The organism is Actinomadura rubrisoli, from assembly GCF_004349215.1.
In the GTDB taxonomy this organism is placed as follows: Bacteria; Actinomycetota; Actinomycetes; order Streptosporangiales; family Streptosporangiaceae; genus Spirillospora; species Spirillospora rubrisoli.
Map to the genome: position 1 here is coordinate 1 of NZ_SMKU01000147.1, position 22,712 is coordinate 22,712.

Here is a 22,712-nt window from a genome sequence, read left to right on the forward strand (position 1 = left end):
GTGCGGGGCGGGGCGAAGGGGCCGGAAGGGTCAGCCGGCGAGGTCGCCCAGGAGGCGCCACGTCCGGGCCTGGTCGGCGGGGCCCGCGAGGCCGGTCTGGGTGACGACGACCTCGGTGGCGCCCGCGTCGAAGTACCGCCGGATCTCGGCCGACACCGCCTTCTCGTCGCCGACGACCACCAGGTCCGCCGCCTTGGACGCGCCTTCAAGCCCGATCACCCGCTGGTAGGACGGCACCTGGTCGTAGAACGCGACCTGCGCCGCGGCGGTCTCGCGGGCCGCCTCCACGTCGCCGGTCACCACGCCGGCGAGGAACGCGACGACGCGCGGGGCCGGGCGCCCGGCCCGCTCGGCGGCCCTGGTGATGGCCGGGACGATGTGCTCGCCGAGCGTCCGCGGCCCGGCGAGGAACGGCAGCGTGCCGTCCGCGAGCTCGCCGGTGACGCGCAGCGCCTGCGGCCCCATCGCGGCGACCAGCAGCGGCAGGGCGGCCTCCGCGCCCGCGACGGCGGTGGGCATCGGCGGCGCGGCGGTCAGGAGCTCGCCGCGGAAGTCGGCCGTCCCGGTGTCGACCAGCGACCGCAGGGCGGTGAGGAACTCGGCCAGCCGCGCGATCGGCCGCTCGTAGGGCACCCCGAACACGGGCTCGACGAACGCCTTGGCGCCGAGCGCGAGGCCCAGCCTGTACCGGCCATGGGTCGCGGCCTGCGTCGTCTGCGCCTGGCTCGCGACAAGGATCGGATGCCGGGCGAAGATCGGCACGGCGGACGTCCCGACGGTCAGCTCCGGTACTTCGCGGCCCACGAGCCCGGCCAGGCCGATCGAGTCGTAGTCGAATCGCTGGCCGAACCAGAGCGACCGCACGCCGACCGCCGCGGCCTCCTTGGCGGCCGCCACGGTGTCGTCCACGGCATTTCCGGACGGGGAGGGTTGAAGCGCTATTCCAATGGTCATGACGCGGTAACTCGGAGGGAAACGTATTTATTGCCGCATCGCGCTGACCACGAGATCTGCCACATGCTCGACGGTGTCAACGCCGGATTTCATGGTCGGGCTGCTGCCGCTGCACACGGCGACGAGGAAGTCGTGGCCGGGCCCGGTGATGCGGCCGACGCTGTTGACCGTCCAGCCATGGCCCTGGTGATGGACGGGCGTCCACCCGTTCTTCAGCGCCACCCGCTCGCCCGGCCGCGCCGCCGCGCTGATGCCCCAGGACTGCTCGCGCAGGACCGACCCCATGAGGCTCAGCACGTACTGCCGGCCGGACACGCCAAGCGGGCTCGTGGGCGAGACAAGCGCGCCGAGCAGGCGCACCTGGTCGGACGGGCTGGTCAGGGAGGAGCCCCAGGACGGCGAGAACGGAGTGGTCTGCCTCAGGCCGAGGGTCCGGTTCGTCCGTCCGATGCCGGAGCCGTGCCCCGACTTGGCGTACAGGGAGTCGGCCGCGGAGTTGTCGCTCTCCCGGATCATCTGCCCAGCCAGGTCCCGCTCGTCGGCGGACAGGCCCCGGCCGCCCTTCTGCCGCTGGAGCAGCAGGCCGGTCAGGATGTCGACCTTCATGATGCTGGCGGTGACGAACCGGCCCCCCTCGTTGTCCCCGAACGTCCGTCCGGTGCGCAGGTCGGTCGCCATCACGCCCGCCTTGCCCGGCCGCGTCGCGAGGTAGCCGCGGACGGACTGCCGCAGCCGCGCGGTGTCGAGCGGGCGCCGCGGCACGGCGGCCCCAGGCCCCGCGCCCCCCGCGCGCCCGTCGCCCTCGGCGCCGCCCGCACGCCCGGCGCCGCCCGCACGTCCCGCCGCGCGCCCGTCGCCGATCGGCTCGGTGGCCCCCGCCTGCACGCCCTTCTTGGCGTCCGGCTCGGCCGAGACGATCCAGTGGGCCGTCAGCCCCGCCCCCGAGGCGGCCGTGGCGCTCGCCGCGAGGACGAGCACGGTGAGGTGGCGTCGCATCGATCCCCCGATTCGCGCGACGGCGGCCGTCCCCCGGGGCCGCCATGATCAGTGGCGGCCCTACCCGGGTCCACCCAAATGATCACCTGTTGCCGTTCCGCCCGTACGGACTCTTTGTCGTCCATTACCGGATTGCGGGCCAGGGAAGGGATGACGTGGTGAAAAGCGGGCTTACGGGGTTATGGGCTCAGGGTGCTTCTTATGGGTCTTGTTCGTCGTGAGCGGCGTCCAGATGCGTGCCTGGGCAGCGAGTAACAGAACGTAGATCCCTAAGGGAGCGTCCTAGAGGACGAGAGGGAGGCGCGCCGGGCAGCCGGGCTCGCAGCGCTCGGAGTGCCAGGCCACCCGGCGGGCGTAGGCGCCGAGGCGCCGCCGCAGCACGGCCCGCGTGAGCGGCCCGGTGCCCGGGACCCGGCCGTCGAACATCCCGCGCCACCGGATCAGCGTGTCGGTGCCGTGCGGCTCCAAGGTGACGTCGGCGCGGAACCGGCGCGGCGTCGGCCCGGCCAGCACGACGTACCCGTAGTGCCGTGGCGGGTCATAGACGACGACCTGCTCGCGCCAGGGCGGGATGGTGCGGACGGCCCCGATCCCGTTCGGGTGGTCGTCGCCCGCGCGCTCCCGCCTGGCCCGGGCCAGGAAGGCGCCCCATTCGCCCCACGCCTCCGCGACGCACAGGTGCTTGAAGATCACCTCGGGTGCGGCGTAGCAGGTGGCGGTGGCCTCGATCTCGTGCGGCATGACGGCTCCCCGGTCCGGTCGCCCGCGCCGGCGCGTCCCCTCGCGAGGCGGCCGCCGCGCGCGTCTGACCTGGGGTACATGCCCGAATCGAGGCGGATCACGGCGGGTGACGACGAGAATTTGGAGCGTGACAATCTGCGGGTGCGTGGGGGTGTCCTCCCGGTGCGTCAGGCCGTCTCGACGACCAGGAACGCCTCGGCGAGACGGCCCTCGGGGAGCCCGGCCGCCGCCGCGTTGCCCGACAGCCAGCCGCGCAGCATCTCCGGCAGCTCGTCGCCCATGTGGCCGGTCTGGCTGGCGTGGGCCCGCAGCGCGTTCAGCTTCCGGTCGAACCGGTCGGTGATGTCGACGGAGTGGTTCGTGGACGGCCCGCCGCTGATCCACACCTCGCGGACCGTCCAGGCGCCGAGGCCCTCCTCGGCCAGCAGTTCGGGGAACGCGTACGGGTTGCGCGCGTCGGGGTAGACCGCGTCCAGCGCCGCCGACCCGACCGCGCGATGGTCGGGGTGGCTCGGGTAGATCCGCTCGTAGTTGCGCTCCGGGCTCGGCATCACCACCCGGTCGGGCCGCACCTGCCGGATGACCCGCGAGATGTCGCGGCGCAGCTCCAGCGTCGCCTCGACCCGGCCGTCGGAGTAGCCGAGGAAGCGGACGTCGCCCACCCCGGCGCACTTGGCCGCGGCGCGCTGCTCCTCGCGGCGCAGCGCGGCCATCTCCGCCCGCGTGATCCCGTCGTCGAAGCCGCCCGCGTCGCCGTCGGTGACCATGAGGTAGACCACCTCGATGCCCCGGTCGGTCCAGCCCGCCACCGTCCCGGCCGCGCCGAAGTCGACGTCGTCGGGATGCGCCATCACGGCGAGGACCCGCCGCACCTCACTGTCGTCCAGAACGTTGGTCACGGTTTCAACCATAAGTGCCGGACCCGCGACCGGCATGCCCTGTGATCAAGAAATCGCGGCCGCCGGGGAGCGACCGCCGATTGGGCCTGGGACGCGGCGCCGCGCCGGGGTAGAGCTGAGACATGCGCAAACTCATCAACGCCCCGGCGGACGTCGTCTCCGACGCCCTGCGCGGCCTCGCCGCGGCCCACTCATCGCTGCGGGTCGATCCGGGGAGCGGAACGGTCGTGCGCGCGGACGCGCCGCGCCGCGGGAAGGTCGCCCTGGTGTCGGGCGGCGGCTCCGGCCACGAGCCGCTGCACGCGGGGTTCGTCGGTCCCGGGATGCTGGACGCGGCGTGCGCCGGGGAGGTGTTCACCTCGCCGGTCCCGGACCAGATCATCGCGGCGACGATGGCGGTGAACGGCGGCGCGGGCGTCCTGCACATCGTGAAGAACTACACCGGCGACGTCCTGAACTTCCGGATGGCGGCCGAGCTGGCCGAGGACGAGGACATCGAGGTCGCCACCGTCGTCGTGGACGACGACGTCGCCGTCCAGGACAGCACCTACACCGCGGGCCGCCGCGGCACCGGCGCCACCCTGTTCGTGGAGAAGATCGCCGGGGCGCTCGCCGAGGAGGGCGCCGCCCTCGCCGAGGTCGAGGCCCTGGCCCGCGAGGTGAACGAGCGCAGCCGCTCGTTCGGTGTCGCGCTGTCGCCGTGCACGGTGCCCGCCGCGGGCACCCCCACGTTCGAGCTGGCCGAAGGCGAGATGGAGCTGGGCATCGGCATCCACGGCGAGCCGGGCCGCGAGCGCGTCAAGGCGGGCACCGCCTCCGAGATCGTCGACGCCGCGCTCAGCGCGATCCACGCCGACATGCCCGTGGACGGCGCCGAGCTGCTGGTCCTGGTGAACGGGATGGGCGGCACGCCGCTCATCGAGCAGTACGTCGCGTACGCGGCGGCGGCCGAATGGCTGACCGCGCACGGTGCGACGGTCGTCCGGCCCCTGGTCGGCGGGTACGTGACGAGCCTGGAGATGGCCGGCTGCATGATCAGCGTGTGCCGGCTGACGCCGCGGCTGACCCGGCTCTGGGACGCGCCCGTCGAGACCCCGGCGCTGAGGTGGGGCCGATGAGTCCCGCCGAGCGGGACGGGGCCGAGCGGGACGGGGCCGGGACGGGCGCCGCCGGGCTGGGCGGGGCCGATCTCGCCGGCTGGATCCGGCACGCGGCGCGGCTCGTCTCGGCCGACGCCGAGCGCCTCACCCGGCTGGACGCGGCCATCGGCGACGGCGACCACGGCCTCAACCTCGACCGCGGCTTCAGCGCGGCCGTCGAGGCCGTCGACGCGCTGCCCGGGGACGCGGCGCCCGGCAAGGTGCTCATCGCGGCGGGCCGCGCGATCGTGTCGAAGACGGGCGGCGCGTCCGGCCCCCTCTACGGGACGGCGCTGCGCCGCGCGGGCAAGGCGCTCGACGCGGCCACCACCGTGGACGCCGCCGGTCTCGGCGCCGCGCTGCGGGCCGCGCTGGAGGGCGTCCAGGAACTGGGGCAGGCCGCCGAGGGCGACAAGACCATGGTGGACGCGCTGATCCCGGCCGTCGCCGCATACGAAGAGGCGCTCGCCGGAAACGCAGACCTCGCGGCCTGCGCGCGCGCCGCCGCCGACGGTGCCGCGCGGGGAGCCGAAGCGACGGTGCCCCTCCAGGCACGCAAGGGCCGGGCCAGCTATCTTGGCCCGCGCAGTGTCGACCACATGGATCCGGGCGCCTCGTCCACCGCGCTCATCCTGCGGGCCCTGGCCGACGCCGCCGGGAAGGGGGAGGGCGCATGGTCGGAATCGTCGTGATCTCGCACAGCCGCACGCTCGCCGAGGGCGCCGTCGAGCTGGCCCGCGCCCTGGGCGTCGGCAAGGCCGTGGTCGAGCCCGCCGGAGGCGACGCGGACGGCGGCCTCGGCACGAGCATCGACCTTGTGGAACGCGCCGTCGCCGCGGCGGACGGCGGGGACGGCGTGCTGCTGCTCGCCGACCTCGGCAGCTCCGTCCTCACCGCCCGGATGTACATCGAGGACGCCGAGGGCACCGACACGGTCCTCGCTGACGCGCCGCTCGTGGAGGGCGCGGTCGCCGCCGCCTCGATGGCCGCCACCGGCGCCGACCTCGCCACCGTCCTCGCCGCCGCCGAGCAGGCCCGCGACCTCCGCAAGACCTGACCGCCCCGCCCCTCGCCGTTCGGTTGACTCAGGTGGGGGAGCCGGGGCCGGTGAGCAGCGTGGCCAGAGGGGACTCCACGTCGGCGGACGGGTCGCCCCGCACCTCGTAGACGCGGGGACCGGCGGCCGCCGCGCCTTCTCTGCCGCCCGCAGTGCCCGCATCCACCGCGTCGTCGCCCGCGTCCACCGTGATGCGGTAGGACGGGAGGTCGGCGCCCACCTCGCCCGTGTCGCCGCGGGCGTGCGCCGCCGCCAGATCGTCCACCGCGTCCCTGATCCGGGCGGCCGGGCCTGCGGGCAGCTCGGCGGTGTCGTAGAGCGCGACCACCACCTCCCGGCCCGTGAACCCGCCGGTGCTCTCCACCTTCACCCGCATGCCGCGCCACCTTTCCGGCGGGCCGCCCGCCGCCCGCCCTCCCGGTCGTCGTGCCCGCTGCCGGACACGACGACCGGGAGACCGGCACCGGTTTCCGCGGCTCCTACTTGTTGAAGGCCCGGCTCAGCTCTTCGAGCTCGGGACGGAGGATGTCATCGTCGTCGAGGGCGCCGCGCTTGGCCAGCCTCTCGGCGTCGATGACCTGGTACTCCGGCATCTGCATCGTGCCGCAGCAGCGCGACCTGTCCTGCTCGGCCCGCAGGCTCGCCGAGTGCTCGTCGTGCACCTCGACCTCGGTGACGTCGCGCCCGTCCCCGGTGTAGTCGGCCTCGGTCATCCTCATCAGCCCGCTCATCATGTCGCGCAGCGGGGTCGCCGCCGTGGTGACCTCGCGGACCGCGAACCGGTTGCGGATGAACGTCCGGTAGATCGCGGGGTCACCGCGGCTCGCCGAGATCTGCAGCATCTTGTTGGCCACGTCCACGTACTTCGCGGCCGTCGCCGGGGACGCCACCATCGCGTCGAACAGCAGCTTGCACAGGTGGGCCGCGACCTCGATCAGGATGACCGTCGGGTCCTTCGTACGGCGCTGGCGGGCCAGCTCGAACGCGTACACGTCGGCCAGCACGTCGTAGACCGCCCCGGTGAACACCTGGGAGATCGCGTGCACCTCGTTGCCGACCTGGCTCAGCTTGAGGTCGTTGTCGGCGTTGCGCAGGCTGCCGGGCATGCCGAGCGCCGCGCCGAACTCCTCGGCGAGGGCGGGCAGGAACGACTTGTCATGCAGGTTGGCCTTGGTGAGGGCCACCAGCGCCTCGGCCTGGTCGGGCTGCGCCAGGGCGAGGAAGATCGCCGACAGGTCGCCGAACGACTCGTGCAGGCCGCCGGTCTGCGGCGGGTTGCCCGCCGCGAGCCAGCCGGGCTTGAGCCCGTCCAGTACCGCGTGCCCCATCTCGTGGGAGACGATGTCGAGCGAACGGCACGTGAAGACCGTGCTGGACGCCGGCTGTCCCTGCGACGTGAAGAACAGGAACTTCAGCGCCTTCGCCGTCCGGCTGTAGAAGGCGTTGGCGCCGGTCGCCGCGCGCGGGAACACCGAGATCCGGTCGGTGTTGCCGCCGACGTTCCAGGCGAACGGGATCGGGTTCCCGCCGTTGTGCCGCTCGTACATCGTCAGGGTCTCCCGGACGACGGCGAACGTGTGCGCGCAGTCGAACTGCGGCGAGTTCGCGGTGAAGATGAAGTCGCCGTTGGCGTTGCGCGCGACTGGGGCGGTGCCGGACAGCTCCGTCCTGATGCGCGCGTCCATCGGGCCGTTCAGGACGACCGTCGGGACGAAGACCAGCCGGACCCCGAGTGCGGTGACCGACGGGTCCTGCTTGTAGATGAGGAAGCGGTGGCCGGTGACCTGCGGCGCCGGCATCGGCACCGCGCGCTCGACCGGACGGCGGGCGGCCATGACCGCCCCTTCGATGCGCAGCTGCGGCGCCATCTGCTCGGTGCGCGACTCGGGAACTTCCATCTCCCGTGCTGTACGGTCCTGTCGCTGAACCTGGACGTCCTCCTGGCGGATCATCGACGATCCCACCTTCCGTCACTTTGCGTGGGCCTATGCTGGCCCGGCGCTGTCGCGGGCGGGCGCGCGGGAGCACCGTGGATGTGCGTTTCCCCAGGTGATCGATCCAGATGGGGGCCGACGGGCCGTCGTGCGCGTCGCCCTGCGCGGTTCACGCTCCGCCCATCACAAGGTCGAGTCAACCCAGAAAAGCCTTGAGTAGCGGCGTTTGTCCTCATCCGGACTGGTGGCCTTGCGGAGCACCCCGGCAACCCGCAGGTACCGCCGAGGACGCCGAAAACGTCCGCCGCGCGCCGTACACTCGCACGTGATGTCGAAGACCGAAGCTCACCCCTTGCTCGATGGCCTGAACCCGCAGCAGCGCGCCGCCGTCGTCCACTCCGGCGGCCCCCTGCTGATCGTCGCGGGCGCCGGTTCGGGCAAGACCCGCGTGCTCACCCACCGCATCGCCCACCTGCTCGGCGAGCGCGATGTGCACCCCGGCCAGATCCTGGCGATCACGTTCACCAACAAGGCCGCCGCGGAGATGAAGGAGCGCGTCGACGCCCTCGTCGGCCCGCGCTCGCGCGCCATGTGGGTGATGACGTTCCACTCCGCCTGCGTCCGCATCCTGCGCCGCGAGGCGAAGCGCCTGGGCTTCCCGACGAGCTTCTCGATCTACGACCAGGCCGACGCGAACCGCCTCATGGCCCTGGTCTGCCGCGAGCTCGACCTCGATCCGAAGCGGTATCCGCCGAAGTCGTTCAGCGCGCAGATCTCGAACCTGAAGAACGAGCTGATCGACTACGAGACGTTCAAGAACCGCGCGTCCACGCACATGGAGCAGACGCTCGCCGAGGCGTACCAGATGTACCAGGCCCGCCTCCAGCAGGCCGGCGCCATGGACTTCGACGACCTGATCATGATGACGGTCAACCTGCTGCAGGTGTTCCCGGAGGCCGCCGAGCACTACCGGCGCCGCTTCCGGCACGTCCTGGTCGACGAGTACCAGGACACCAACCACGCGCAGTACGAGCTGGTCAGGGAGCTGACCGCCCCCGTGGAAGAGGTCGGCGCGGCGGAGCTGTGCGTCGTCGGTGACGCCGACCAGTCGATCTACGCGTTCCGCGGTGCGACGATCCGCAACATCCTGGAGTTCGAGCGCGACTACCCCGAGGCCACCACGATCCTGCTGGAGCAGAACTACCGCTCCACCCAGACGATCCTGTCGGCGGCCAACGCGGTCATCGAGCGCAACGCCGACCGCAAGCCCAAGAAGCTCTGGTCCGACCAGGGCGAGGGCCACAAGATCACCGGCTATGTGGCCGACAACGAGCACGACGAGGCCGCGTTCGTCGCCCACGAGGTCGACAAGCTCACCGACGCCGGCGACGCCCGGCCCGGCGACGTCGCGATCTTCTACCGCACCAACGCCCAGTCCCGTGTGTTCGAGGAGGTGTTCATCCGCGTCGGCCTGCCCTACAAGGTCGTCGGCGGCGTCCGCTTCTACGAGCGCAAGGAGATCCGCGACCTCCTCGCCTACCTGCGCGTCCTCGCCAACCCCGAGGACACCGTCTCCCTGCGCCGCATCCTGAACGTCCCCAAGCGCGGCATCGGCGACCGCGCCGAGGCGTGCGTCGAGGCGCACGCGTCCCGCGAGCGCGTCTCGTTCTGGCAGGCCCTGCGCCGTCCCGAGGACGTCCCGGGCATGGCGACCCGCTCCAGCAACGCCGTCCGCGAGTTCGTCGCCCTGCTCGACGAGCTGCGCGCGGCGGCCGAGTCCAGCACCCCGGCCGAGCTGGTCGACCAGATCCTGCTCAAGAGCGGCTACCTGGCCGAGCTCCAGTCCTCCAAAGACCCGCAGGACGAGACCCGCGTCGAGAACCTCCAGGAGCTCGAAGCCGTCGCCCGCGAGTTCGAGGAGCGCCTGGACGGCGAGTCCGCCGAGGGCCGCCTGGCCGACTTCCTCGAACAGGTCGCCCTGGTCGCCGACGCCGACTCCATCCCCGGCGGCGCCAAGAGCGCTCCCGTCCCGCCGGGCGAGCAGCCCGCCGAGACCGAGCACGGTGTCGTCACCCTGATGACGCTGCACACCGCCAAGGGGCTGGAGTTCCCCGTCGTCTTCCTCACCGGCATGGAGGACGGCGTCTTCCCGCACCTGCGCGCCATGAGCAACCCCAAGGAGCTGGAGGAGGAGCGCCGCCTCGCCTACGTGGGCATCACCCGCGCCCGGCAGCGCCTCTACCTCTCCCGCGCCACGATGCGCAGCTCCTGGGGCGCCCCCCAGGTCAACCCGCCGTCCCGCTTCCTCGGCGAGGTCCCGAAGACGCTCGTCGACTGGGAGCGCGAGGCGTCCTCCACCTCGACCCCGGCGTTGTCGCGGATGGCGGCCCGGCCCGGCGTCCGCTCGCCGGGCAACCGCGCGGTCCCGGCCCTGTCGCCGGGCGACAAGGTCACCCACGACTCCTTCGGCCTCGGCACGGTCGTCACCGTCGACGGCGCGGGCGAGAAGGCCGCCGCCAGCGTCGACTTCGGCGGCGAGTACGGCGTCAAGCGGCTGGTCCTCCGCTACGCCCCCGTAGAGAAGCTCTGACGGGGTCGAGCGCGCCGGAGCGTTTCAGGGTGCGCAGCACCGGGGCGGTTTCGAGGGAGCGGATGCCCTCCAGGGCGCCGAGCCGCCGCGTCAGGTAGCGGTGCAGGTCGGCGTGCCCGGCGCAGAGGGCCTGCGCGATCAGGTTGGTGGGGCCGGTCGTCGCGGCGACGACGGCCAACTCCTCGTGCCCGGCCATGGCCGTGGCGACGCGGTCGAGATGCGCCGGGACGACCGACATCCACAGCAGGGCCTGCGTCCGGGCGCCCAGGAGCCGGGAGTCGACCTCCACGTCGAAGAAGATCGTCCCATGAGCGCGGAGGGCGGCGAGGCGGCGCGCGGCGGTGGCCTGCGACCAGCCGGTCGCCGCGGCGAGGTCGGCGAGCCCGGCGCGGCCGTCCTGCCCGAGGACGTCGAGGAGGCCCTGGTCGGCGGGAGACGGCGGCCGGTCGTCCGCGGTGTCGAAGGACGGCCTGAGCCGCTCCCGCTGCCGCGCGTCGAGGGCCCGGGTGATGCCGCGCCACGTGGTGGGTCCGCCGAGATAGGTGTGCAGCAGGGCGTGCGCGGACACCGAGACGATGCCGCTCCGGCGCGGGATGTCGCGCAGGAGCATCGTGTGCGCCGGCTCCGCGTCGTCCGGCATGTGGACGATCGCGAAGACCTCCGTGCCCCCGGACGTCAGCTTCACCCATGAGGTGTCGGGCCGGCGCGCGAGCGAGTGGGCGAGGGCCTGCGTGGTGGACGGGCTGCACATCAGCCGGACCACCCACTGCGTCTCCTCCCCGCCGTGCCGGTTCAGGAGCCCGACGACGCGCAGCCCGGCCTCGGCGCGCAGCCGCCGGTACCGCCGGGCCACCGTCTGCGTCGACACGTCCAGGACCTCGGCGATCCGGCTGAACGGGGCGCGCCCGTCGATGTGGAGCGCGTGGATGACACCGCGGTCCAGGTCGTCCAGCATGGCCGTAATCCTCACTGCCGGGCTGTTTATGGAAGATAACCTCAGCGTTCGTCCGCCGAATGGAAGCACCCCGCCCCTACCACCCAGGCTAGGTCATCCAGCCGGAAAGGGGTTGCCATGCGGGTGCACGAAGACGTTCGGACGAAGACGTACCGGTGGCGCTGGGCGGCGCTGTCCACGCTGCTTGCAGCGGAGGCGATGAACCTCCTGGACGCCACGATCGTGCAGGTCGCGGCGCCGGTCATCCACCGGGACCTCGGCGGCCCCGAGTCCGGCATCCAGTGGTTCAGCGCCGCCTACACGCTGCCGTTCGCCGTCCTGCTGATCACGGGCGGCCGGCTCGGCGACATGGCCGGGCGCAAACGCGTCTTCGTCGTCGGCGTCACCGCCTTCGCCCTGGCGTCGCTGCTCTGTGCCCTCGCCCCGGGCGCGGGCACGCTGATCGCGGCGCGGGCCGTCCAGGGCGCCGCCGCCGCGCTGATCATCCCGCAGACCATCGGCCTGATCCGCGCGATGTTCGACGGGCCGGAGATGGCGAAGGCGCTGGGCACCATCGGGCCGGTCATGGGCCTGTCGGCGGTCTGCGGCCCCGTGCTCGGCGCCGTCCTCACCCATACCGTGTCGTGGCGGGCGGCGTTCCTGGTCAACGTGCCCCTGGCGCTCATCGTGCTCGGGACCGTCCCGATGCTGCGGGAGGACAAAGCACCACAGCCGCCGCGGATGGACCCGATCGGCACCGTCCTGGCGATTCTCGGCACGGGCCTGATCGTCTACCCGCTCATCCAGGGCGACACGGCGGGTCCGCTCCCCTGGACGCTGATGACCGGCGGAGCCGCCGTCCTGATCCTGTTCGTGCTGCACCAGCGCCACGCGGCGCGCCGGGGCCTCAGCCCGCTGATCGAGCCGAGCCTGTTCCGCGACCGCGGCTTCCCGGCGGCCCTCGCGACCTCCACCCTGTTCTTCGCCGCGATGAACGGGCTGATGGTGGTCATCGTCCTGCAAGTCCAACTCGGTCTCGGACGAGGCGTGCTGAGCGCGGGCCTGACCCTGCTGCCCTGGTCCTGCGCCCTGGCTCTCTCGTCCTGGTTCGCCGGAACGTCCCTCGTCCCGCGCTACGGCTCGCGCGTCATGTTCGCCGGCCTCGGATGCCTGCTCGCCGGGCTCCTCGCCGCCATCGCCGTCTACCACTCGTCCGGCCCCGGCACCTACCCCTGGCCCCTCCTCCCAGCGCTTGCCGTGGCCGGGACGGGCAACGGCCTCTTCACAGTCCCATTCTTCACCGCCGCACTGACCCGCGTCCGCCCCCACGAAACGGGCTCCGCCGCGGGCCTCCTCAACGCCGTCCAGCAGTTCGGCGGAACCCTGGGCATCGCCGTCCTCGGCACCACCTTCTTTCACATCCTCCCCGACGCCGGAGCACTATCCGCCGCCCAAACGGCCTTCTGGATAGCCATAGCCCTCCTAACGGCCGGAACCGTCACCGCAGCCCTGATGCGCCGCTGAATCTGTTGCCGGCCAAGCACACCTTTGACGGAGGTCCGTCGGATTACCCATAGTTGCTGATGCGGGGATAGGAAAGGCGCAGGGACCCACCGCACGGTGCCGGAGCGTCCAGATAGGCGGACAGGGTGAACGGATTATGGACTTTCAGGTACTCGAAGGTCTTCACCTTGCCGAGGGCGAGCCGACCGTTGGCGGAGCCGATCGTCCAGGTGAGCCCGCTGCCGGCGGCGCAGTCTCCATCTGGTCGGAAGTCGAGAAACCCGGTGAAGAACCGGGCCCCGCCGACCAGCCAAACCTGCTCCATCGGGGGGATGGCGAAGGTAGTCCTGAACGTCTGCCATGCCGTCAGCCGGTAGGCCAGCGCCGTGCTCTTCCCCTGATTCCGCCTCTTCTTGGGCGCCGGGATCTGAATCGGCCGGGTTCCGTCGGACGTCCAGCTCGGAGCCATGGTCTTGGTCTCGCCATTGGCGGTCTGGTTGACAATGGCGAAAATGATGAGGCCGAGAAACGTCATGACGACCAGTGCCCCGACCACGCATCCCGTGACCGACTCGGAAGACTTCGCCTCTGCATTGGGCTCCGTGCCCTCGGGGGTGTCATCCGAATGCTGCTCCTGGTCGGTCTCCATGGCCGGACGGTCATCGGCCGGATCCACCTCCAAATGGTCACGGGCCCGATCCAAGGCGTCCCAGATCTGCGCCAGCAAGTCGCGGGACTGCTCCAGGTACTCGTCGCATTCCTCGGTGGTCAACGCCCCGGCGATCGGCGGCGGCTCGTCCGCTGGTACCCGCGCTTGCCCCGGCCGGTTCAGTAACCGGCGCGCCTGCTCGGCCTGGGCATGCCCCTGCACCATCAGCTTCTCGGCCTCGTCACGGGCGCTCCGCGCCTGGCTCAAACGCGCCTCGGCCAGTTCCCGACGTGTCCGGTCCGCGCCGCGCCGGTCGCCGGACGCCTCGTCCTGCTGATCGAGAAGGTGGACGACGTTCAACAGCATGAAGATGACCCGCAAGGCCATCAGTTGGGCTTGCTGAGCAGCGACCTGCACTTGCTCGGCTCGCTCCAGACGGGCCTCTTGCTCCGGCACCTGCCCATCGGTGACCAGGGCTTCGTCGGCGTCCGTACTTTCACCCGGATTCGGCCCTGACACCGCGTTCCTCCCGCCGCCCTGCGACACCCACGACGACAGCCCATATCACCAAATACCCGGCGGGACCGGTCCCGCTAGGGAGTTCCTCCCACGTCCGCCAGCACCAGTCAAACCGTCCTGCGCCGTGCTCCGACGGCGTCCGGGCGCTGACGCCGTGTGACGCCACAGGTGACATGCACGCCGTCGAAAACCCGTTCCTCGGCACGCCGTCGGATGGCCGGAGAAGCACCGGTGCCGCGACATCGTGGACGCGATCCGGTATCTGCTCGATAAAGGGTGCAAGCGGAGAGTGAGCTCGTACGACTATCCCGTGGCAGACGATGTTCCTCACGCGCTGAGCGTGGACGGGAGCGATCGACCGGAGCGCCACCGGGCTGCGCTGCCGACGTCCTGGACTAGACGCTGGTGATCATTGCACGAGCCCGGCAAAGCGGTCGGGTTCGTCCTGCTCAGCAGCCACCCGAGCGCAGCCCGTCCACGCCGAACTCAAGCCAATCTTCCGGCGCCCACCGTTGACCAGGTACAGGTTCCGCCAACCCGGTCCGGCCTGCACGGCCTGGTCTAGGCGGCCTCGCGGGCCAGATAGGCCGCGCGTCCGGCTTGTACGGCTTGGGCCAAGGCATTGGCGGCCCGGGGCTTGTCTGCCGCACCGAAGACGACCTTGGCCGAGGCGACCGCGGCGCAACCAAGTTGCATGGCTTCGAAGGCGTCACCCGCGCTGCCGATACCCGCGGCGGCCACGACCGGCACCGTCAGCCGATCGATCATGATCTGGAACTTCAGCGGGTTGGCGATGCCCTGCCCGGAGCCGACCGGCGAGCCCTGCGGCATGATCGCAGCACAGCCGAGGTCCTGGAGAGCCCGGGCCAGGCCGGGGTCGTCGGCTATCAGCGGCGCCACCGTGAAGCCCATGCCGACGAGCTCGCGGCTGGCGGCGAGGATGTGGTCGGGCCGCGGCACGTGGTACGTGGAGTCATCGCTGATGATGAGCTTGACCCAGCGCCGTCCGCAGAGTTCCGCGCCGTGCTGCGCCGCTCGGACGGCCGCCGCGGCGTCTTCGGCGCCCTCGGTGTTGGGGAGGATGTGCACGCCTTCTCGACGGAAGATCCGCGCGACGAGGTTCTCATCGTTCAGCGACATCTGATCGGTTCGAACCGTCACCAGCTTGGTGCCGCAGGAATCGAGGATCGGTGGAAGGGAGTCCAGAGCGACGTCCTCTGGCATGGCGAGAATGAGCCTTGAGTCGAAGTCGACTTCGCCCAGGCTCCATCGGTCAGCCATTCAACCCCCCGGCGCGAGTTTGACGACGGTGACCTGAGCGCCGACGGGTACCCGCTGAGCCGACCATTCTTCCCGAGGGACGACCCTTCGGTCCACTTCCAGTGAGCTTTCTTCCCAGGGCAGGCCGAAGCGGTCGGCCAGTTCGGCCAGAGTGATTCCCGCCTCTATGGTGATGGCCTGGTCGACGAAATGGACGGTCGTCGGCGAAGCGTCCGCGGCGGGATACTCCGCCGGAGGTTCTGGCGCGGTGACGGTCTCGGTGGGAGCGCCGTGTCGCGTAAGGAGGCGGCGCAGCTCGTCGGAGTTGGTGAACTGTGCTTCGACGTGGATCGGCGTCCACTCCACTACCTGATGCCGCACGAGCGGATCCTCCGCCAGCAGGCGGTCCATCTCATCGACGTCGTCACCGGCGGCGACGACGAAACCGCCCGTGCGGGGAATCCTGCGTCCACCGAACAGGAACCTTCCGGCCGCGAAATGGCCCTTGACCCAGGCGCGATGCTCGGGAATGAGTTCGTCGATTCGCTCCAGTGGCGCACTATAAGTGTTCAGCAGAATGAACACCATATCCCCCTTGAATGGATATCGTGTAGCCGGTCAGGCTGAATCTTCCCTTGGCGAGACCCTTTAAACTGACAGAAAGAAGATCTGTCCGGGGCTGGATAATCAAAGATCAAAAAGCAATTGATCGTTCCAATAAAGTGCCAGCTCGCAGGTGTCTTGGCACTAGATGGTTGCTCTGTAGATAGAGTTCGCGGTGATCGGAGTTTCGCGTTTGCCTGAGCGCAAGAACGGCCGAGTCGGAACGAGATTCACAATCTGGCGGATGCCCGCTCGCCGCCATCGCCGGCTACCACTCGTCCAGCCCCGGCACCTACCCCTGGCCCCTCCTCCCGGCGCCGGCCCGGGCGGGGACGGGCAACGGCCTCTTCACGGTCCCGTTTCTTCACCGCCACGCTGGCCCGCGTCCGTCCCACGAGACGGGCATCGTTCTAGGGAGTGATGACGTTGGACGGATCGTCGCGCCAGATCACCTGACCGTCCGAGCCGAGGGCCATCCCGAACCGTGATCGTTCAGGTCGTCCCCAGCCCACCCACCGCAGGTAGGCGTCGGCGACCTCCTCCCACAGCCGCCGGGGACCGGCCTGCAATACCCGATGCTCAGCGCCGCCCGTACGGCGGACACGCGCCCAGGATGTGCCCGCCACGTCCGCCAGCACCAGTTCGAACCGTCGTACGCCGGACTCCGACGCCGCCATGACGTCCGGCAACGTCCCGGTGATGGCGGCGTCGGCCCCGTAGTCGTCGCTGACGACGCGGCGGGGGTCCAAGCGGGTGGTGGTCTCGGTCGCGCCTGCCATGTCATCGGGAACCCGGAGAGCGCCGCGCTGGGCGCGGAGCATCATGAAGTTCGCGGTGCCCATCAGCCGGCCGATCGCCCGGCCGTCGTCAGTAACGGTCAGCAGCACTTTGTGGCCCTCGCCGAACTCGGGCATCCACGGTGCGACGATGCGGCCGCCGGGCCGGGTCTGCTGGACCCAGGCGTAAGGGATTCGTGTGACACCGCAGGTGACGTGCACGCTGTCGAAAACCCCGCTCCCCGGCACGCCGTAGGATCCATCACCGACCAGGACCCGCACTTCGAACCCCGCCACGGTCAGCGCCTCTTCGGCGCCCGCCGCGACCGCCGGATCGATCTCGACGGTGGTGACGTCGGCGCCGAGCGCCGTCAACAGGGCCGCGGTCCACCCGGTGCCCGTCCCGATCTCCAGGACATGGTCGCCGGGCCGGACGTCGAGCAGCTCCAGGAACGCCACCACGGCGCCCGGCGCCGACAGGGAGGATGTCGCCTCGGCGACCCCGGCGGCAGGGTCGGCGGCACCGTCGGCGGCTTGCGTGACGATGGAGGCGTCGCTGTAGACGGCATCCCACCAGACCCCAGGATCTGCGACGCGGTCGATGGTCCGGCGCGGACCAGGGCCGTCGGGCGCGCACCAACCGCGGTCTGGAGCGAACATGTGCCGGGGCACGGCATGCAACGCGTCACGGATCCGCGGGTCCGAAAGATGGCCCTGCGCCCGAAGCTCATCAGCGAGCGCATCGACCCGCGCCGCCGCGTCCGGCCCGGCTGGCACTTGGGTCACTTGCCCTTTTCCTTGCCTTTCTCATCCTTTTCTGGCGGTGGAATAGGTTTTCCCGGCTGGTGGGCGTCACCTTCGCTTTTGTCACCATGCTTGCCCATAGCGGGGGACCCTTTCGTTGGGGGGCATCGAGGTGACGGTACCCAATAGAACGGGGTCACGACCGGAGTTGCTCTGACAAAGATGCGGGCTACCAGGTGGAAGGGAACATGCGGCGCTTGAGGATTCCGTCCACCTGGTCGGCGGCCGTCTTGGCATCGCCGCAGGGGGACAGGTAGCCGCGCCTGCCCCGCCCGGCCTCGTAGTAGCCCCACGCTCCGCCGGACGTGGCATGGACGGTCACCGCGACTTTGACGTGCTCGTCCCGGCTGAAGGCGAAGACCCACAGCAGCGGCGGACCAGCCGGGAACTCCTCGGCGCGATAGAGCTCGACGTATCGGTAGCCCTTCGGCTGGAGCGCGACGGCGAGCAGGTCCAGGTGGTAGATCGCGGTAGTGCGGCCCCGGCGGGTGCGCCACCGCAGGACGTACCGTTCCACGTTCAGCGAGCGCATCGAGCCCACACGATCTTCCCTTCCTCGTTCAGCGGCCGAACGCCCCAGTCATGGACGAGCTGCACCATCAGCGACAGGCCGCGCCCGCTCGTGGCGCCGAGGTCCTCGGGCTGGATCACGGGCGGCTCCGCCCCCTCGTCCCAGACCTCGATGAGGACGAGGCCGTCGCGCTCGTCGGCCAGCACACGGACGACGATGTGCCCGACGCCGACGTGTTTGTAGGCGTTGGTAACCAACTCGGTAACCACGATCCGGCCGACGTAGTCGTTGGCGACCCCCAGCTCGCGGAACCGCTCCGCGAGGAAGCGGCGGGCATGATCGGGCGCCTGGTCGGACGGCGCGAGTACGAGAGTCGGCACCTCGGGCGCGAGAGCTGCTGCCGGCATCGGTAGACCCCTCCAGCGTGGACGGCGGTCGACCTCGGACGGATCCTCGTCCCAGCAGGGAGATCTCGTCCAAAGTCACTCTGTGTTGTCGAACGACCACCATCCAGCCACAGAAGCACTTACAGTATCTGGGTACCGACGGAGCACTGTCGAAACGCTAACCATCACTACCGTGCTGCTAACCATCTTCAGGAGACGTCATGTCCATGCCGAAAAGGATCAAGCCCGAGTTCCTCAGCTTCGGCGCGGAAGTCAGGCGACTCCGGAAGGCATCCGGTCTCAACCAGCAACAGCTCGCTGACCTGGTCAACGTAACCCGTAGCTACATCACGCAGGTCGAGTCCGGCCGGACACGCTGTCGCCGAGACTTCGCCCTCAGGCTCGATCGAGGGCTCAAGTCCGGTACAACTATCGTCCAAGCATGGGATGAGCTACTAGAATCGATCAAGTCCGACAAGTATCCCGAATTCTTTGCCAACTTTCCAAGAGCTGAACAATCGGCGATTATGCTCCGCGCCTATGAGGACAGGGTGGTCTATGGACTTTTCCAGAGCGAAGCCTATGCTCGCGTTCTTCTGAACGATAGCGATGCGATCAAGAACAGGATGCGCCGACAAGAGATTTTGTGCCGTACGCCTGCGCCCACGGTCACAGCTGTCATGGACGAGACTGTTCTTTATCGAGAGGTTGGCGGTAAAGCGGTCATGAAAGCGCAACTCGAATCCCTTTTGGAGCTATCTGATAGAGAGAAGATCAATCTTCAAATAGCGCCGATTCGCTACGTTCGAAACGTCTGGGCAACTTTCGCGATCGCAACTCTTCCGGACCAGCGGCAGGTGGTCTACACAGCTAAAGCCTACGGGGGCGAGACCTCGACTGATCCGGCGCACGTGGCGCTGGTCAATGAGACTATGGCAACGTTGCAAGCCGAAGCGCTCAACGTTAGGGACACGAGAGCGTTGATAAGAAAGGTGATTGAAGAGAGATGGATTTGAGTAAGGTGGCGTGGCGCAAGGCTTCTCGGAGCAACGAGTCGGGTGACAACTGTGTCGAGGTCGCTAGCGTTTCGAGCGGTGTGGCGCTTCGTGACAGCAAGGACCCCAACGGCCCCATGCTCATCATGAGCCGCAGCGACTTCGAGAGCTTCGCTGACGTCCTCAAGAACATCTAGGTGCAGATCTTCCCACCACATGCCGAGAGGAGCGGTGAGTGAAGGTGAACTTTACGGTTCCGGTATGGCGGAAGGCGTCCCGAAGCCATGATGATGGAGACGCATGTATTGAGGTGGCAGCTATCCTGGATGTAGTCGTCGTCCGTGACAGCAAGGATCCGGAGGGGCCCAGGCTCGTCCTTGAACGCGAAGACTTTCAGCGCGTTATCAAGGTCATCAAGAGAGCCTAGCCAAAACCCCTTCCTAAGGAGGTTGGGCGTGCAAGAAGAGATGGACCTGAGTCAGGCGGTTTGGCGCAAGGCTTCGCGCAGCACGGTAGAGGGCGACAACTGTGTCGAGGTCGCTAGCGTTCCGAGCGCTGTGGCGCTTCGTGACAGCAAGGACCCCGACGGCCCCATGATTGTTGTTAGTCGCAGAGAATTCCAGGGTTTCGCTGAAACCATCAGGAAACTTTAGTCGTACTGGATCAGCGCAGGGAAGGGCGAAGCACCTTTCCTTCGCAGTGGGCGTCGTCGTGGCGCTAGTGGCGCTCACCGAACTCGCCGAGTTCGGCGATCAGTCGAGTGCGGGCTGCATCGAGCTGTTCGCCATACGAGGAGTCGAAGATCTGCGGAAGTGTGGTCTCCAGGGTTCCACTGATTGCCAGCAGGGGCGACCAGACCGCGCGGTCATCGACCAGGTTTGAGAACTCTTTGCGATGCATGACGCGGTCCAGCCAGTCTGACAGGACCAGTGCCTGGTCTTCTGTCAACTTGATCGCGTAGGGCCGACTTTTGTCTGACACGTTCGTTCCGGTTCCTTCGTTGTGGACTAAAGGCTGTCCCGCAATGACTGGGAAGCGCTGGCGGAGGGCGCGGTTGTCGGCCAGTCGGTCGGTGGCCGGGTTTCAGGCCCCTTGTGCCTCACGCAACGGCGGAAGCAATGCCACAAAGCGAACTCCTTAACGCCTGTGTCACCACCGTCCCCAGCTCGATCGGCCTCGCGCCTTCTGGTCACCATCCTGCATATGGCTCGGCGAGGAGGCGGAGGATGGTCTGGTCAGCCTTGGCAGAGAGGTCGAGACTCGCCAGCATCTCGCGCCGGGCCGCCAGCTCGCGGAGAACACGGCCTGGTCCGTAGCGGGAGATCGTGTAGCCGTCCTGGGGATAGACGGCGGTCTCCCAGAGAGGGCGGCCGACCCCGTCGATGACCAGGCCCTGGCCATCTTGGCGGTCCACTTCCCGCCAGTCGAAGTCCAAGCCCGCTTCCTCGATGGCCTCGCGAGCCAGGCGTTCCTCGCCGCGCCACCGCTCCAGCAGGAGGTCGGCGACCGGATCAGAGGGGACACCGTTCTCGGTGAAGATCGGCTGCCAGAAGGGCCGGTAGCCGGGCATTCCGGCGTACACGTACGCCAGCAGCCGAAGGAACTCGGGGCGTTGGGTGCAGCGGGCCCGGATCTCCTGGTTGGCGTGAGGCTGGGCGGCCGAATGCCGGGCGCAGGAACGCAGATGCCGATCGAGCGCCGGAGGCAGCGGTGGACACTCATCCAGGTCCATCCGCCCGCCGTACTTAGCATCCGCAGCCAGTTGGCGGTCGAGAAACGTCGCGATGACGGTCAATGGACGCTCCAGTCATGCAGGGCTTGGCAAGAACGGTACGAGGAGGCGGCCGCGCGGGGCAGGAGGTTTGGAGGCATCAGCTGGCCATGGCCAGGTTCCGCATGAGGGCGATGCCGCGGGTGGCGTGGTAGACGCCGTCGCGGGGGCGCCGGTGAGGCATGATGACCTGCGATTTTCCTTGATAGCCGCCGTCGGCCATCACGTTGGCGCCGTGGCAGAATCGGTCGGCGCCCGAGTCGCGGAACACGGTGCGATCGTTGTGGTTGCCTGGCACCCGCGCTAGCGGTGCGGTAGCCGTTTGATTTCGGTTAGGAGCTTGTCCACGTGGGGGCGTATCTGGGCCTTTAGGTTGTCGCTCCAGGTCTCTTCGGAATAGCGGGAGGCGAGGTATAGGTTCTTCGCATGTTCCAGGACGGGACGATGTTCTGGTGGGAGGCGGGTCAGGGCCCAGTCGGCGGCGGCGTCTTTCGATTTGATTTCGCCGGTGGCGAGCGTGGCCCAGATGCGGGCTAGGGTCAGCACGACGTTGCGGGTGTCATCGTCCAGGTCGTCGAGCAGGGCGGGGATGCCGGCCATGCTCGCCCGGATCAGGTCCGCGTGCGGGACCGGGGCGAGGACCTGCGCCGGTGGTGGGCCGGTTAGGGAATGGTCGCAGGCCAAAACCATCGTGATCAGCAAGGCCAGGTCGGGCATGGGTTCCGGCTGCGGGGGGCCGCTGGCCTTGAGTTCGTCGCGTAGCCACTCGCCGTACTGGAAGTCGACGGTGGGTGGGAACCGCCACGGGCGGACTTCGGACTGGACGACAACGGTGAGTTCGACCGGTCGAAGCCCGCCCGTGAAACCGGAGAGGTTGAACAGTCCTTCGAGGAGCGCCCTTCGTTCCTGATCGTCCAGGCTTCGCCGGGAGACGACGAGGACGTCCAGGTCGCTGGCCGGTTTCAGGCCGCCGAACACCGCGGATCCGTGGAGGTAGCCGCCGATGACCTTGGAGCCCAGAACGTCGCCGACCAGCCCCACGACCTCCTGAATCTGATCCACTCGGCCAGTGTCGGCGATCGGACCAGGAGAGCGCATCCGCGTTTAGCTTTCGGGGACCTGGCGTACGGCGGCGTTCAGCCGGTTCCATACGTTGATCGCCGAGATCGACAGCAGCAGGCCGGACAGGGTCTTCTCGTCGAAGTGCCGGGTGGCCTCGTCCCAGACGTCGTCGGGCACCGGGTCCGGGCGGTCGGCCAGGCGTGTGGCGCACTCGGCCAGCGCCAGGGCGGCGCGTTCGGCGTCGGTGAACCACGGTGATTCCCGCCAGGCGGCCACCGTGTCGATCCGCTCGTCGGAGTCGCCCATCTTGCGCAGGTCACGGGCGTGCATGTGGCAGCACACCGTGCAGCCGTTGATCTGGCTGACGCGCAGGTTCACCAGTTCGGACAGCTGCTTGCCCACACCGGCCTGCTCCACGGCCGCGCTCAGTGCCGCCAGCGCCTTGTACGCGTCCGGGACGACCCTGACCGGGTGCTTCATGCGAGGTTCCATCGTTGTCATCTCCTTCATCCGCCGGCCTTGTGCCAGGGGGTCGCTGATATGACACGGCCCGCGGATGTTTTGTGACGTCCCAGCCCGACGCCTTGAGGTCAGGGGGTGGGGCGGCGGGCGAGGAGGTTCATTGGGAG

The 22,712-nt window shown here is 69.4% G+C and carries 26 protein-coding genes and 1 pseudogene; 9 read left to right on the forward strand and 18 right to left on the reverse strand.

Annotated features, from left to right (window positions below; genetic code table 11):
• Positions 1 to 30 precede the first annotated feature (30 nt).
• The 4 genes from E1298_RS25190 to E1298_RS25205 form a co-directional block, all read right to left on the reverse strand.
• Positions 31 to 954 carry a TIGR03564 family F420-dependent LLM class oxidoreductase gene (locus E1298_RS25190; protein ID WP_131897400.1) on the reverse strand — a complete coding sequence of 308 codons (924 nt, stop codon included), beginning with the start codon at positions 952 to 954 and terminating at the stop codon, positions 31 to 33.
• A gap of 27 nt (positions 955 to 981) precedes the next feature.
• Positions 982 to 1,950, reverse strand: coding sequence for a serine hydrolase (locus E1298_RS25195; protein WP_131897402.1), 969 nt, complete (start codon positions 1,948 to 1,950; stop codon positions 982 to 984).
• A 282-nt stretch (positions 1,951 to 2,232) separates the two neighbouring features.
• Positions 2,233 to 2,691, reverse strand: coding sequence for an SRPBCC family protein (locus tag E1298_RS25200; RefSeq protein WP_131897404.1), 459 nt, complete (start codon positions 2,689 to 2,691; stop codon positions 2,233 to 2,235).
• A gap of 167 nt (positions 2,692 to 2,858) precedes the next feature.
• A complete protein-coding gene (locus E1298_RS25205) occupies positions 2,859 to 3,542 on the reverse strand; it encodes a PIG-L deacetylase family protein (RefSeq protein ID WP_243725791.1) in 684 nt (227 codons plus the stop codon).
• A gap of 170 nt (positions 3,543 to 3,712) precedes the next feature.
• Between E1298_RS25205 and dhaK the strand changes: the two genes are divergently transcribed.
• The 3 genes from dhaK to dhaM are packed head-to-tail and all read left to right on the forward strand — an operon-like array spanning position 3,713 to position 5,786.
• Positions 3,713 to 4,708 carry a dihydroxyacetone kinase subunit DhaK gene (gene dhaK / locus E1298_RS25210; RefSeq protein ID WP_131897408.1) on the forward strand — a complete coding sequence of 332 codons (996 nt, stop codon included), beginning with the start codon at positions 3,713 to 3,715 and terminating at the stop codon, positions 4,706 to 4,708.
• Complete coding sequence (dhaL, locus tag E1298_RS25215) at positions 4,705 to 5,421, forward strand: dihydroxyacetone kinase subunit DhaL (protein ID WP_131897410.1); 717 nt, start codon at positions 4,705 to 4,707, stop codon at positions 5,419 to 5,421. Before dhaK ends, dhaL begins: the two co-directional genes overlap by 4 nt.
• Positions 5,403 to 5,786: a dihydroxyacetone kinase phosphoryl donor subunit DhaM gene (gene dhaM, locus E1298_RS25220; protein ID WP_131897412.1), complete on the forward strand. Its 384-nt coding sequence runs from the start codon at positions 5,403 to 5,405 to the stop codon at positions 5,784 to 5,786. Before dhaL ends, dhaM begins: the two co-directional genes overlap by 19 nt.
• A 28-nt stretch (positions 5,787 to 5,814) precedes the next feature.
• On the opposite strand, the gene E1298_RS25225 is transcribed toward dhaM, so the two are convergent.
• Both E1298_RS25225 and E1298_RS25230 read right to left on the reverse strand, forming a co-directional pair.
• Positions 5,815 to 6,162: a protealysin inhibitor emfourin gene (locus tag E1298_RS25225; protein ID WP_131897414.1), complete on the reverse strand. Its 348-nt coding sequence runs from the start codon at positions 6,160 to 6,162 to the stop codon at positions 5,815 to 5,817.
• Positions 6,163 to 6,265: 103 nt separating this feature from the next.
• The gene (locus tag E1298_RS25230) at positions 6,266 to 7,684 is read right to left on the reverse strand and encodes a gluzincin family metallopeptidase (protein WP_131897416.1); all 1,419 of its coding nucleotides are present in this window, start codon (positions 7,682 to 7,684) and stop codon (positions 6,266 to 6,268) included.
• Positions 7,685 to 8,048: 364 nt separating this feature from the next.
• Between E1298_RS25230 and pcrA the strand changes: the two genes are divergently transcribed.
• Positions 8,049 to 10,310: a DNA helicase PcrA gene (gene pcrA, locus E1298_RS25235; protein ID WP_207944821.1), complete on the forward strand. Its 2,262-nt coding sequence runs from the start codon at positions 8,049 to 8,051 to the stop codon at positions 10,308 to 10,310.
• Here pcrA and E1298_RS25240 read toward each other — a convergent pair.
• The gene (locus E1298_RS25240; protein ID WP_131897418.1) at positions 10,267 to 11,265 is read right to left on the reverse strand and encodes an Lrp/AsnC family transcriptional regulator; all 999 of its coding nucleotides are present in this window, start codon (positions 11,263 to 11,265) and stop codon (positions 10,267 to 10,269) included. The two genes, pcrA and E1298_RS25240, sit on opposite strands and share 44 nt — an antisense overlap.
• 117 nt (positions 11,266 to 11,382) lie before the next feature.
• On the opposite strand from E1298_RS25240, the gene E1298_RS25245 reads away from it, so the two are divergent.
• Positions 11,383 to 12,768 carry an MFS transporter gene (locus E1298_RS25245; RefSeq protein ID WP_131897420.1) on the forward strand — a complete coding sequence of 462 codons (1,386 nt, stop codon included), beginning with the start codon at positions 11,383 to 11,385 and terminating at the stop codon, positions 12,766 to 12,768.
• A 43-nt stretch (positions 12,769 to 12,811) separates the two neighbouring features.
• Here the strand turns inward: E1298_RS25245 and E1298_RS25250 are convergent, their stop codons facing one another.
• The 6 genes from E1298_RS25250 to E1298_RS25275 form a co-directional block, all read right to left on the reverse strand.
• On the reverse strand, positions 12,812 to 13,915 hold the full coding sequence (locus E1298_RS25250) for a hypothetical protein (protein WP_131897422.1): 1,104 nt from the start codon (positions 13,913 to 13,915) through the stop codon (positions 12,812 to 12,814).
• 561 nt (positions 13,916 to 14,476) lie between these two features.
• Positions 14,477 to 15,196, reverse strand: coding sequence for a thiazole synthase (locus tag E1298_RS25255; RefSeq protein ID WP_131897424.1), 720 nt, complete (start codon positions 15,194 to 15,196; stop codon positions 14,477 to 14,479).
• Positions 15,197 to 15,763: a YciI family protein gene (locus E1298_RS25260; RefSeq protein ID WP_207944823.1), complete on the reverse strand. Its 567-nt coding sequence runs from the start codon at positions 15,761 to 15,763 to the stop codon at positions 15,197 to 15,199.
• Between the two features lie 425 nt (positions 15,764 to 16,188).
• Positions 16,189 to 17,340 (reverse strand): methyltransferase domain-containing protein, encoded by a 1,152-nt coding sequence (locus tag E1298_RS25265; protein ID WP_243725790.1) that lies wholly within the window; start codon positions 17,338 to 17,340, stop codon positions 16,189 to 16,191.
• Positions 17,341 to 17,527: 187 nt separating this feature from the next.
• Positions 17,528 to 17,890, reverse strand: coding sequence for a hypothetical protein (locus E1298_RS25270; protein ID WP_131897426.1), 363 nt, complete (start codon positions 17,888 to 17,890; stop codon positions 17,528 to 17,530).
• The gene (locus E1298_RS25275; protein WP_131897428.1) at positions 17,878 to 18,276 is read right to left on the reverse strand and encodes an ATP-binding protein; all 399 of its coding nucleotides are present in this window, start codon (positions 18,274 to 18,276) and stop codon (positions 17,878 to 17,880) included. The genes E1298_RS25270 and E1298_RS25275 overlap by 13 nt, the downstream gene beginning before the upstream one ends.
• 200 nt (positions 18,277 to 18,476) lie before the next feature.
• Between E1298_RS25275 and E1298_RS25280 the strand changes: the two genes are divergently transcribed.
• From E1298_RS25280 to E1298_RS25295, 4 genes are read left to right on the forward strand one after another with little or no spacing between them, the layout of a single operon-like run.
• Positions 18,477 to 19,271, forward strand: a complete 795-nt coding sequence (locus tag E1298_RS25280) for a helix-turn-helix domain-containing protein (protein ID WP_131897430.1) — start codon at positions 18,477 to 18,479, stop codon at positions 19,269 to 19,271.
• Positions 19,262 to 19,447 (forward strand): DUF397 domain-containing protein, encoded by a 186-nt coding sequence (locus E1298_RS25285; protein WP_131897432.1) that lies wholly within the window; start codon positions 19,262 to 19,264, stop codon positions 19,445 to 19,447. Before E1298_RS25280 ends, E1298_RS25285 begins: the two co-directional genes overlap by 10 nt.
• A gap of 44 nt (positions 19,448 to 19,491) precedes the next feature.
• Positions 19,492 to 19,677 carry a DUF397 domain-containing protein gene (locus E1298_RS25290; protein ID WP_131897446.1) on the forward strand — a complete coding sequence of 62 codons (186 nt, stop codon included), beginning with the start codon at positions 19,492 to 19,494 and terminating at the stop codon, positions 19,675 to 19,677.
• A 28-nt stretch (positions 19,678 to 19,705) separates the two neighbouring features.
• Positions 19,706 to 19,903, forward strand: a complete 198-nt coding sequence (locus tag E1298_RS25295; RefSeq protein WP_341770647.1) for a DUF397 domain-containing protein — start codon at positions 19,706 to 19,708, stop codon at positions 19,901 to 19,903.
• 64 nt (positions 19,904 to 19,967) lie between these two features.
• On the opposite strand, the gene E1298_RS25300 is transcribed toward E1298_RS25295, so the two are convergent.
• The 5 genes and pseudogenes from E1298_RS25300 to E1298_RS25315 form a co-directional block, all read right to left on the reverse strand.
• Complete coding sequence (locus E1298_RS25300) at positions 19,968 to 20,231, reverse strand: hypothetical protein (protein WP_207944824.1); 264 nt, start codon at positions 20,229 to 20,231, stop codon at positions 19,968 to 19,970.
• Positions 20,232 to 20,439: 208 nt separating this feature from the next.
• Positions 20,440 to 21,045 carry a DUF6221 family protein gene (locus tag E1298_RS25305; protein ID WP_131897434.1) on the reverse strand — a complete coding sequence of 202 codons (606 nt, stop codon included), beginning with the start codon at positions 21,043 to 21,045 and terminating at the stop codon, positions 20,440 to 20,442.
• A 133-nt stretch (positions 21,046 to 21,178) separates the two neighbouring features.
• Positions 21,179 to 21,316 (reverse strand): annotated as a pseudogene (locus E1298_RS48375) (IS5/IS1182 family transposase); the annotation flags it as partial.
• Between the two features lie 8 nt (positions 21,317 to 21,324).
• A complete protein-coding gene (locus E1298_RS25310; protein ID WP_131897436.1) occupies positions 21,325 to 22,119 on the reverse strand; it encodes an aminoglycoside adenylyltransferase family protein in 795 nt (264 codons plus the stop codon).
• Between the two features lie 6 nt (positions 22,120 to 22,125).
• Complete coding sequence (locus E1298_RS25315; RefSeq protein WP_131897438.1) at positions 22,126 to 22,575, reverse strand: carboxymuconolactone decarboxylase family protein; 450 nt, start codon at positions 22,573 to 22,575, stop codon at positions 22,126 to 22,128.
• Positions 22,576 to 22,712: the final 137 nt, after the last annotated feature.

What these genes read in the sequence shown, in the direction of transcription:
- E1298_RS25225 (WP_131897414.1), bottom strand. Translation starts at nt 6,162, where the DNA reads ATGCGGGTGAAGGTGGAGAGCACCGGCGGGTTCACGGGCCGGGAGGTG.
- E1298_RS25200 (WP_131897404.1), bottom strand. Translation starts at nt 2,691, where the DNA reads ATGCCGCACGAGATCGAGGCCACCGCCACCTGCTACGCCGCACCCGAG.
- dhaK (WP_131897408.1), top strand. Translation starts at nt 3,713, where the DNA reads ATGCGCAAACTCATCAACGCCCCGGCGGACGTCGTCTCCGACGCCCTG.
- E1298_RS25275 (WP_131897428.1), bottom strand. Translation starts at nt 18,276, where the DNA reads ATGCCGGCAGCAGCTCTCGCGCCCGAGGTGCCGACTCTCGTACTCGCG.
- E1298_RS25260 (WP_207944823.1), bottom strand. Translation starts at nt 15,763, where the DNA reads ATGGTGTTCATTCTGCTGAACACTTATAGTGCGCCACTGGAGCGAATC.
- dhaM (WP_131897412.1), top strand. Translation starts at nt 5,403, where the DNA reads ATGGTCGGAATCGTCGTGATCTCGCACAGCCGCACGCTCGCCGAGGGC.
- E1298_RS25270 (WP_131897426.1), bottom strand. Translation starts at nt 17,890, where the DNA reads ATGCGCTCGCTGAACGTGGAACGGTACGTCCTGCGGTGGCGCACCCGC.
- E1298_RS25255 (WP_131897424.1), bottom strand. Translation starts at nt 15,196, where the DNA reads ATGGCTGACCGATGGAGCCTGGGCGAAGTCGACTTCGACTCAAGGCTC.
- E1298_RS25240 (WP_131897418.1), bottom strand. Translation starts at nt 11,265, where the DNA reads ATGCTGGACGACCTGGACCGCGGTGTCATCCACGCGCTCCACATCGAC.
- E1298_RS25205 (WP_243725791.1), bottom strand. Translation starts at nt 3,542, where the DNA reads ATGGCGCATCCCGACGACGTCGACTTCGGCGCGGCCGGGACGGTGGCG.
- E1298_RS25285 (WP_131897432.1), top strand. Translation starts at nt 19,262, where the DNA reads ATGGATTTGAGTAAGGTGGCGTGGCGCAAGGCTTCTCGGAGCAACGAG.
- E1298_RS25245 (WP_131897420.1), top strand. Translation starts at nt 11,383, where the DNA reads ATGCGGGTGCACGAAGACGTTCGGACGAAGACGTACCGGTGGCGCTGG.
- E1298_RS25280 (WP_131897430.1), top strand. Translation starts at nt 18,477, where the DNA reads ATGTCCATGCCGAAAAGGATCAAGCCCGAGTTCCTCAGCTTCGGCGCG.
- E1298_RS25310 (WP_131897436.1), bottom strand. Translation starts at nt 22,119, where the DNA reads ATGCGCTCTCCTGGTCCGATCGCCGACACTGGCCGAGTGGATCAGATT.
- E1298_RS25315 (WP_131897438.1), bottom strand. Translation starts at nt 22,575, where the DNA reads ATGGAACCTCGCATGAAGCACCCGGTCAGGGTCGTCCCGGACGCGTAC.
- E1298_RS25190 (WP_131897400.1), bottom strand. Translation starts at nt 954, where the DNA reads ATGACCATTGGAATAGCGCTTCAACCCTCCCCGTCCGGAAATGCCGTG.
- E1298_RS25230 (WP_131897416.1), bottom strand. Translation starts at nt 7,684, where the DNA reads ATGGAAGTTCCCGAGTCGCGCACCGAGCAGATGGCGCCGCAGCTGCGC.
- dhaL (WP_131897410.1), top strand. Translation starts at nt 4,705, where the DNA reads ATGAGTCCCGCCGAGCGGGACGGGGCCGAGCGGGACGGGGCCGGGACG.
- pcrA (WP_207944821.1), top strand. Translation starts at nt 8,049, where the DNA reads ATGTCGAAGACCGAAGCTCACCCCTTGCTCGATGGCCTGAACCCGCAG.
- E1298_RS25195 (WP_131897402.1), bottom strand. Translation starts at nt 1,950, where the DNA reads ATGCGACGCCACCTCACCGTGCTCGTCCTCGCGGCGAGCGCCACGGCC.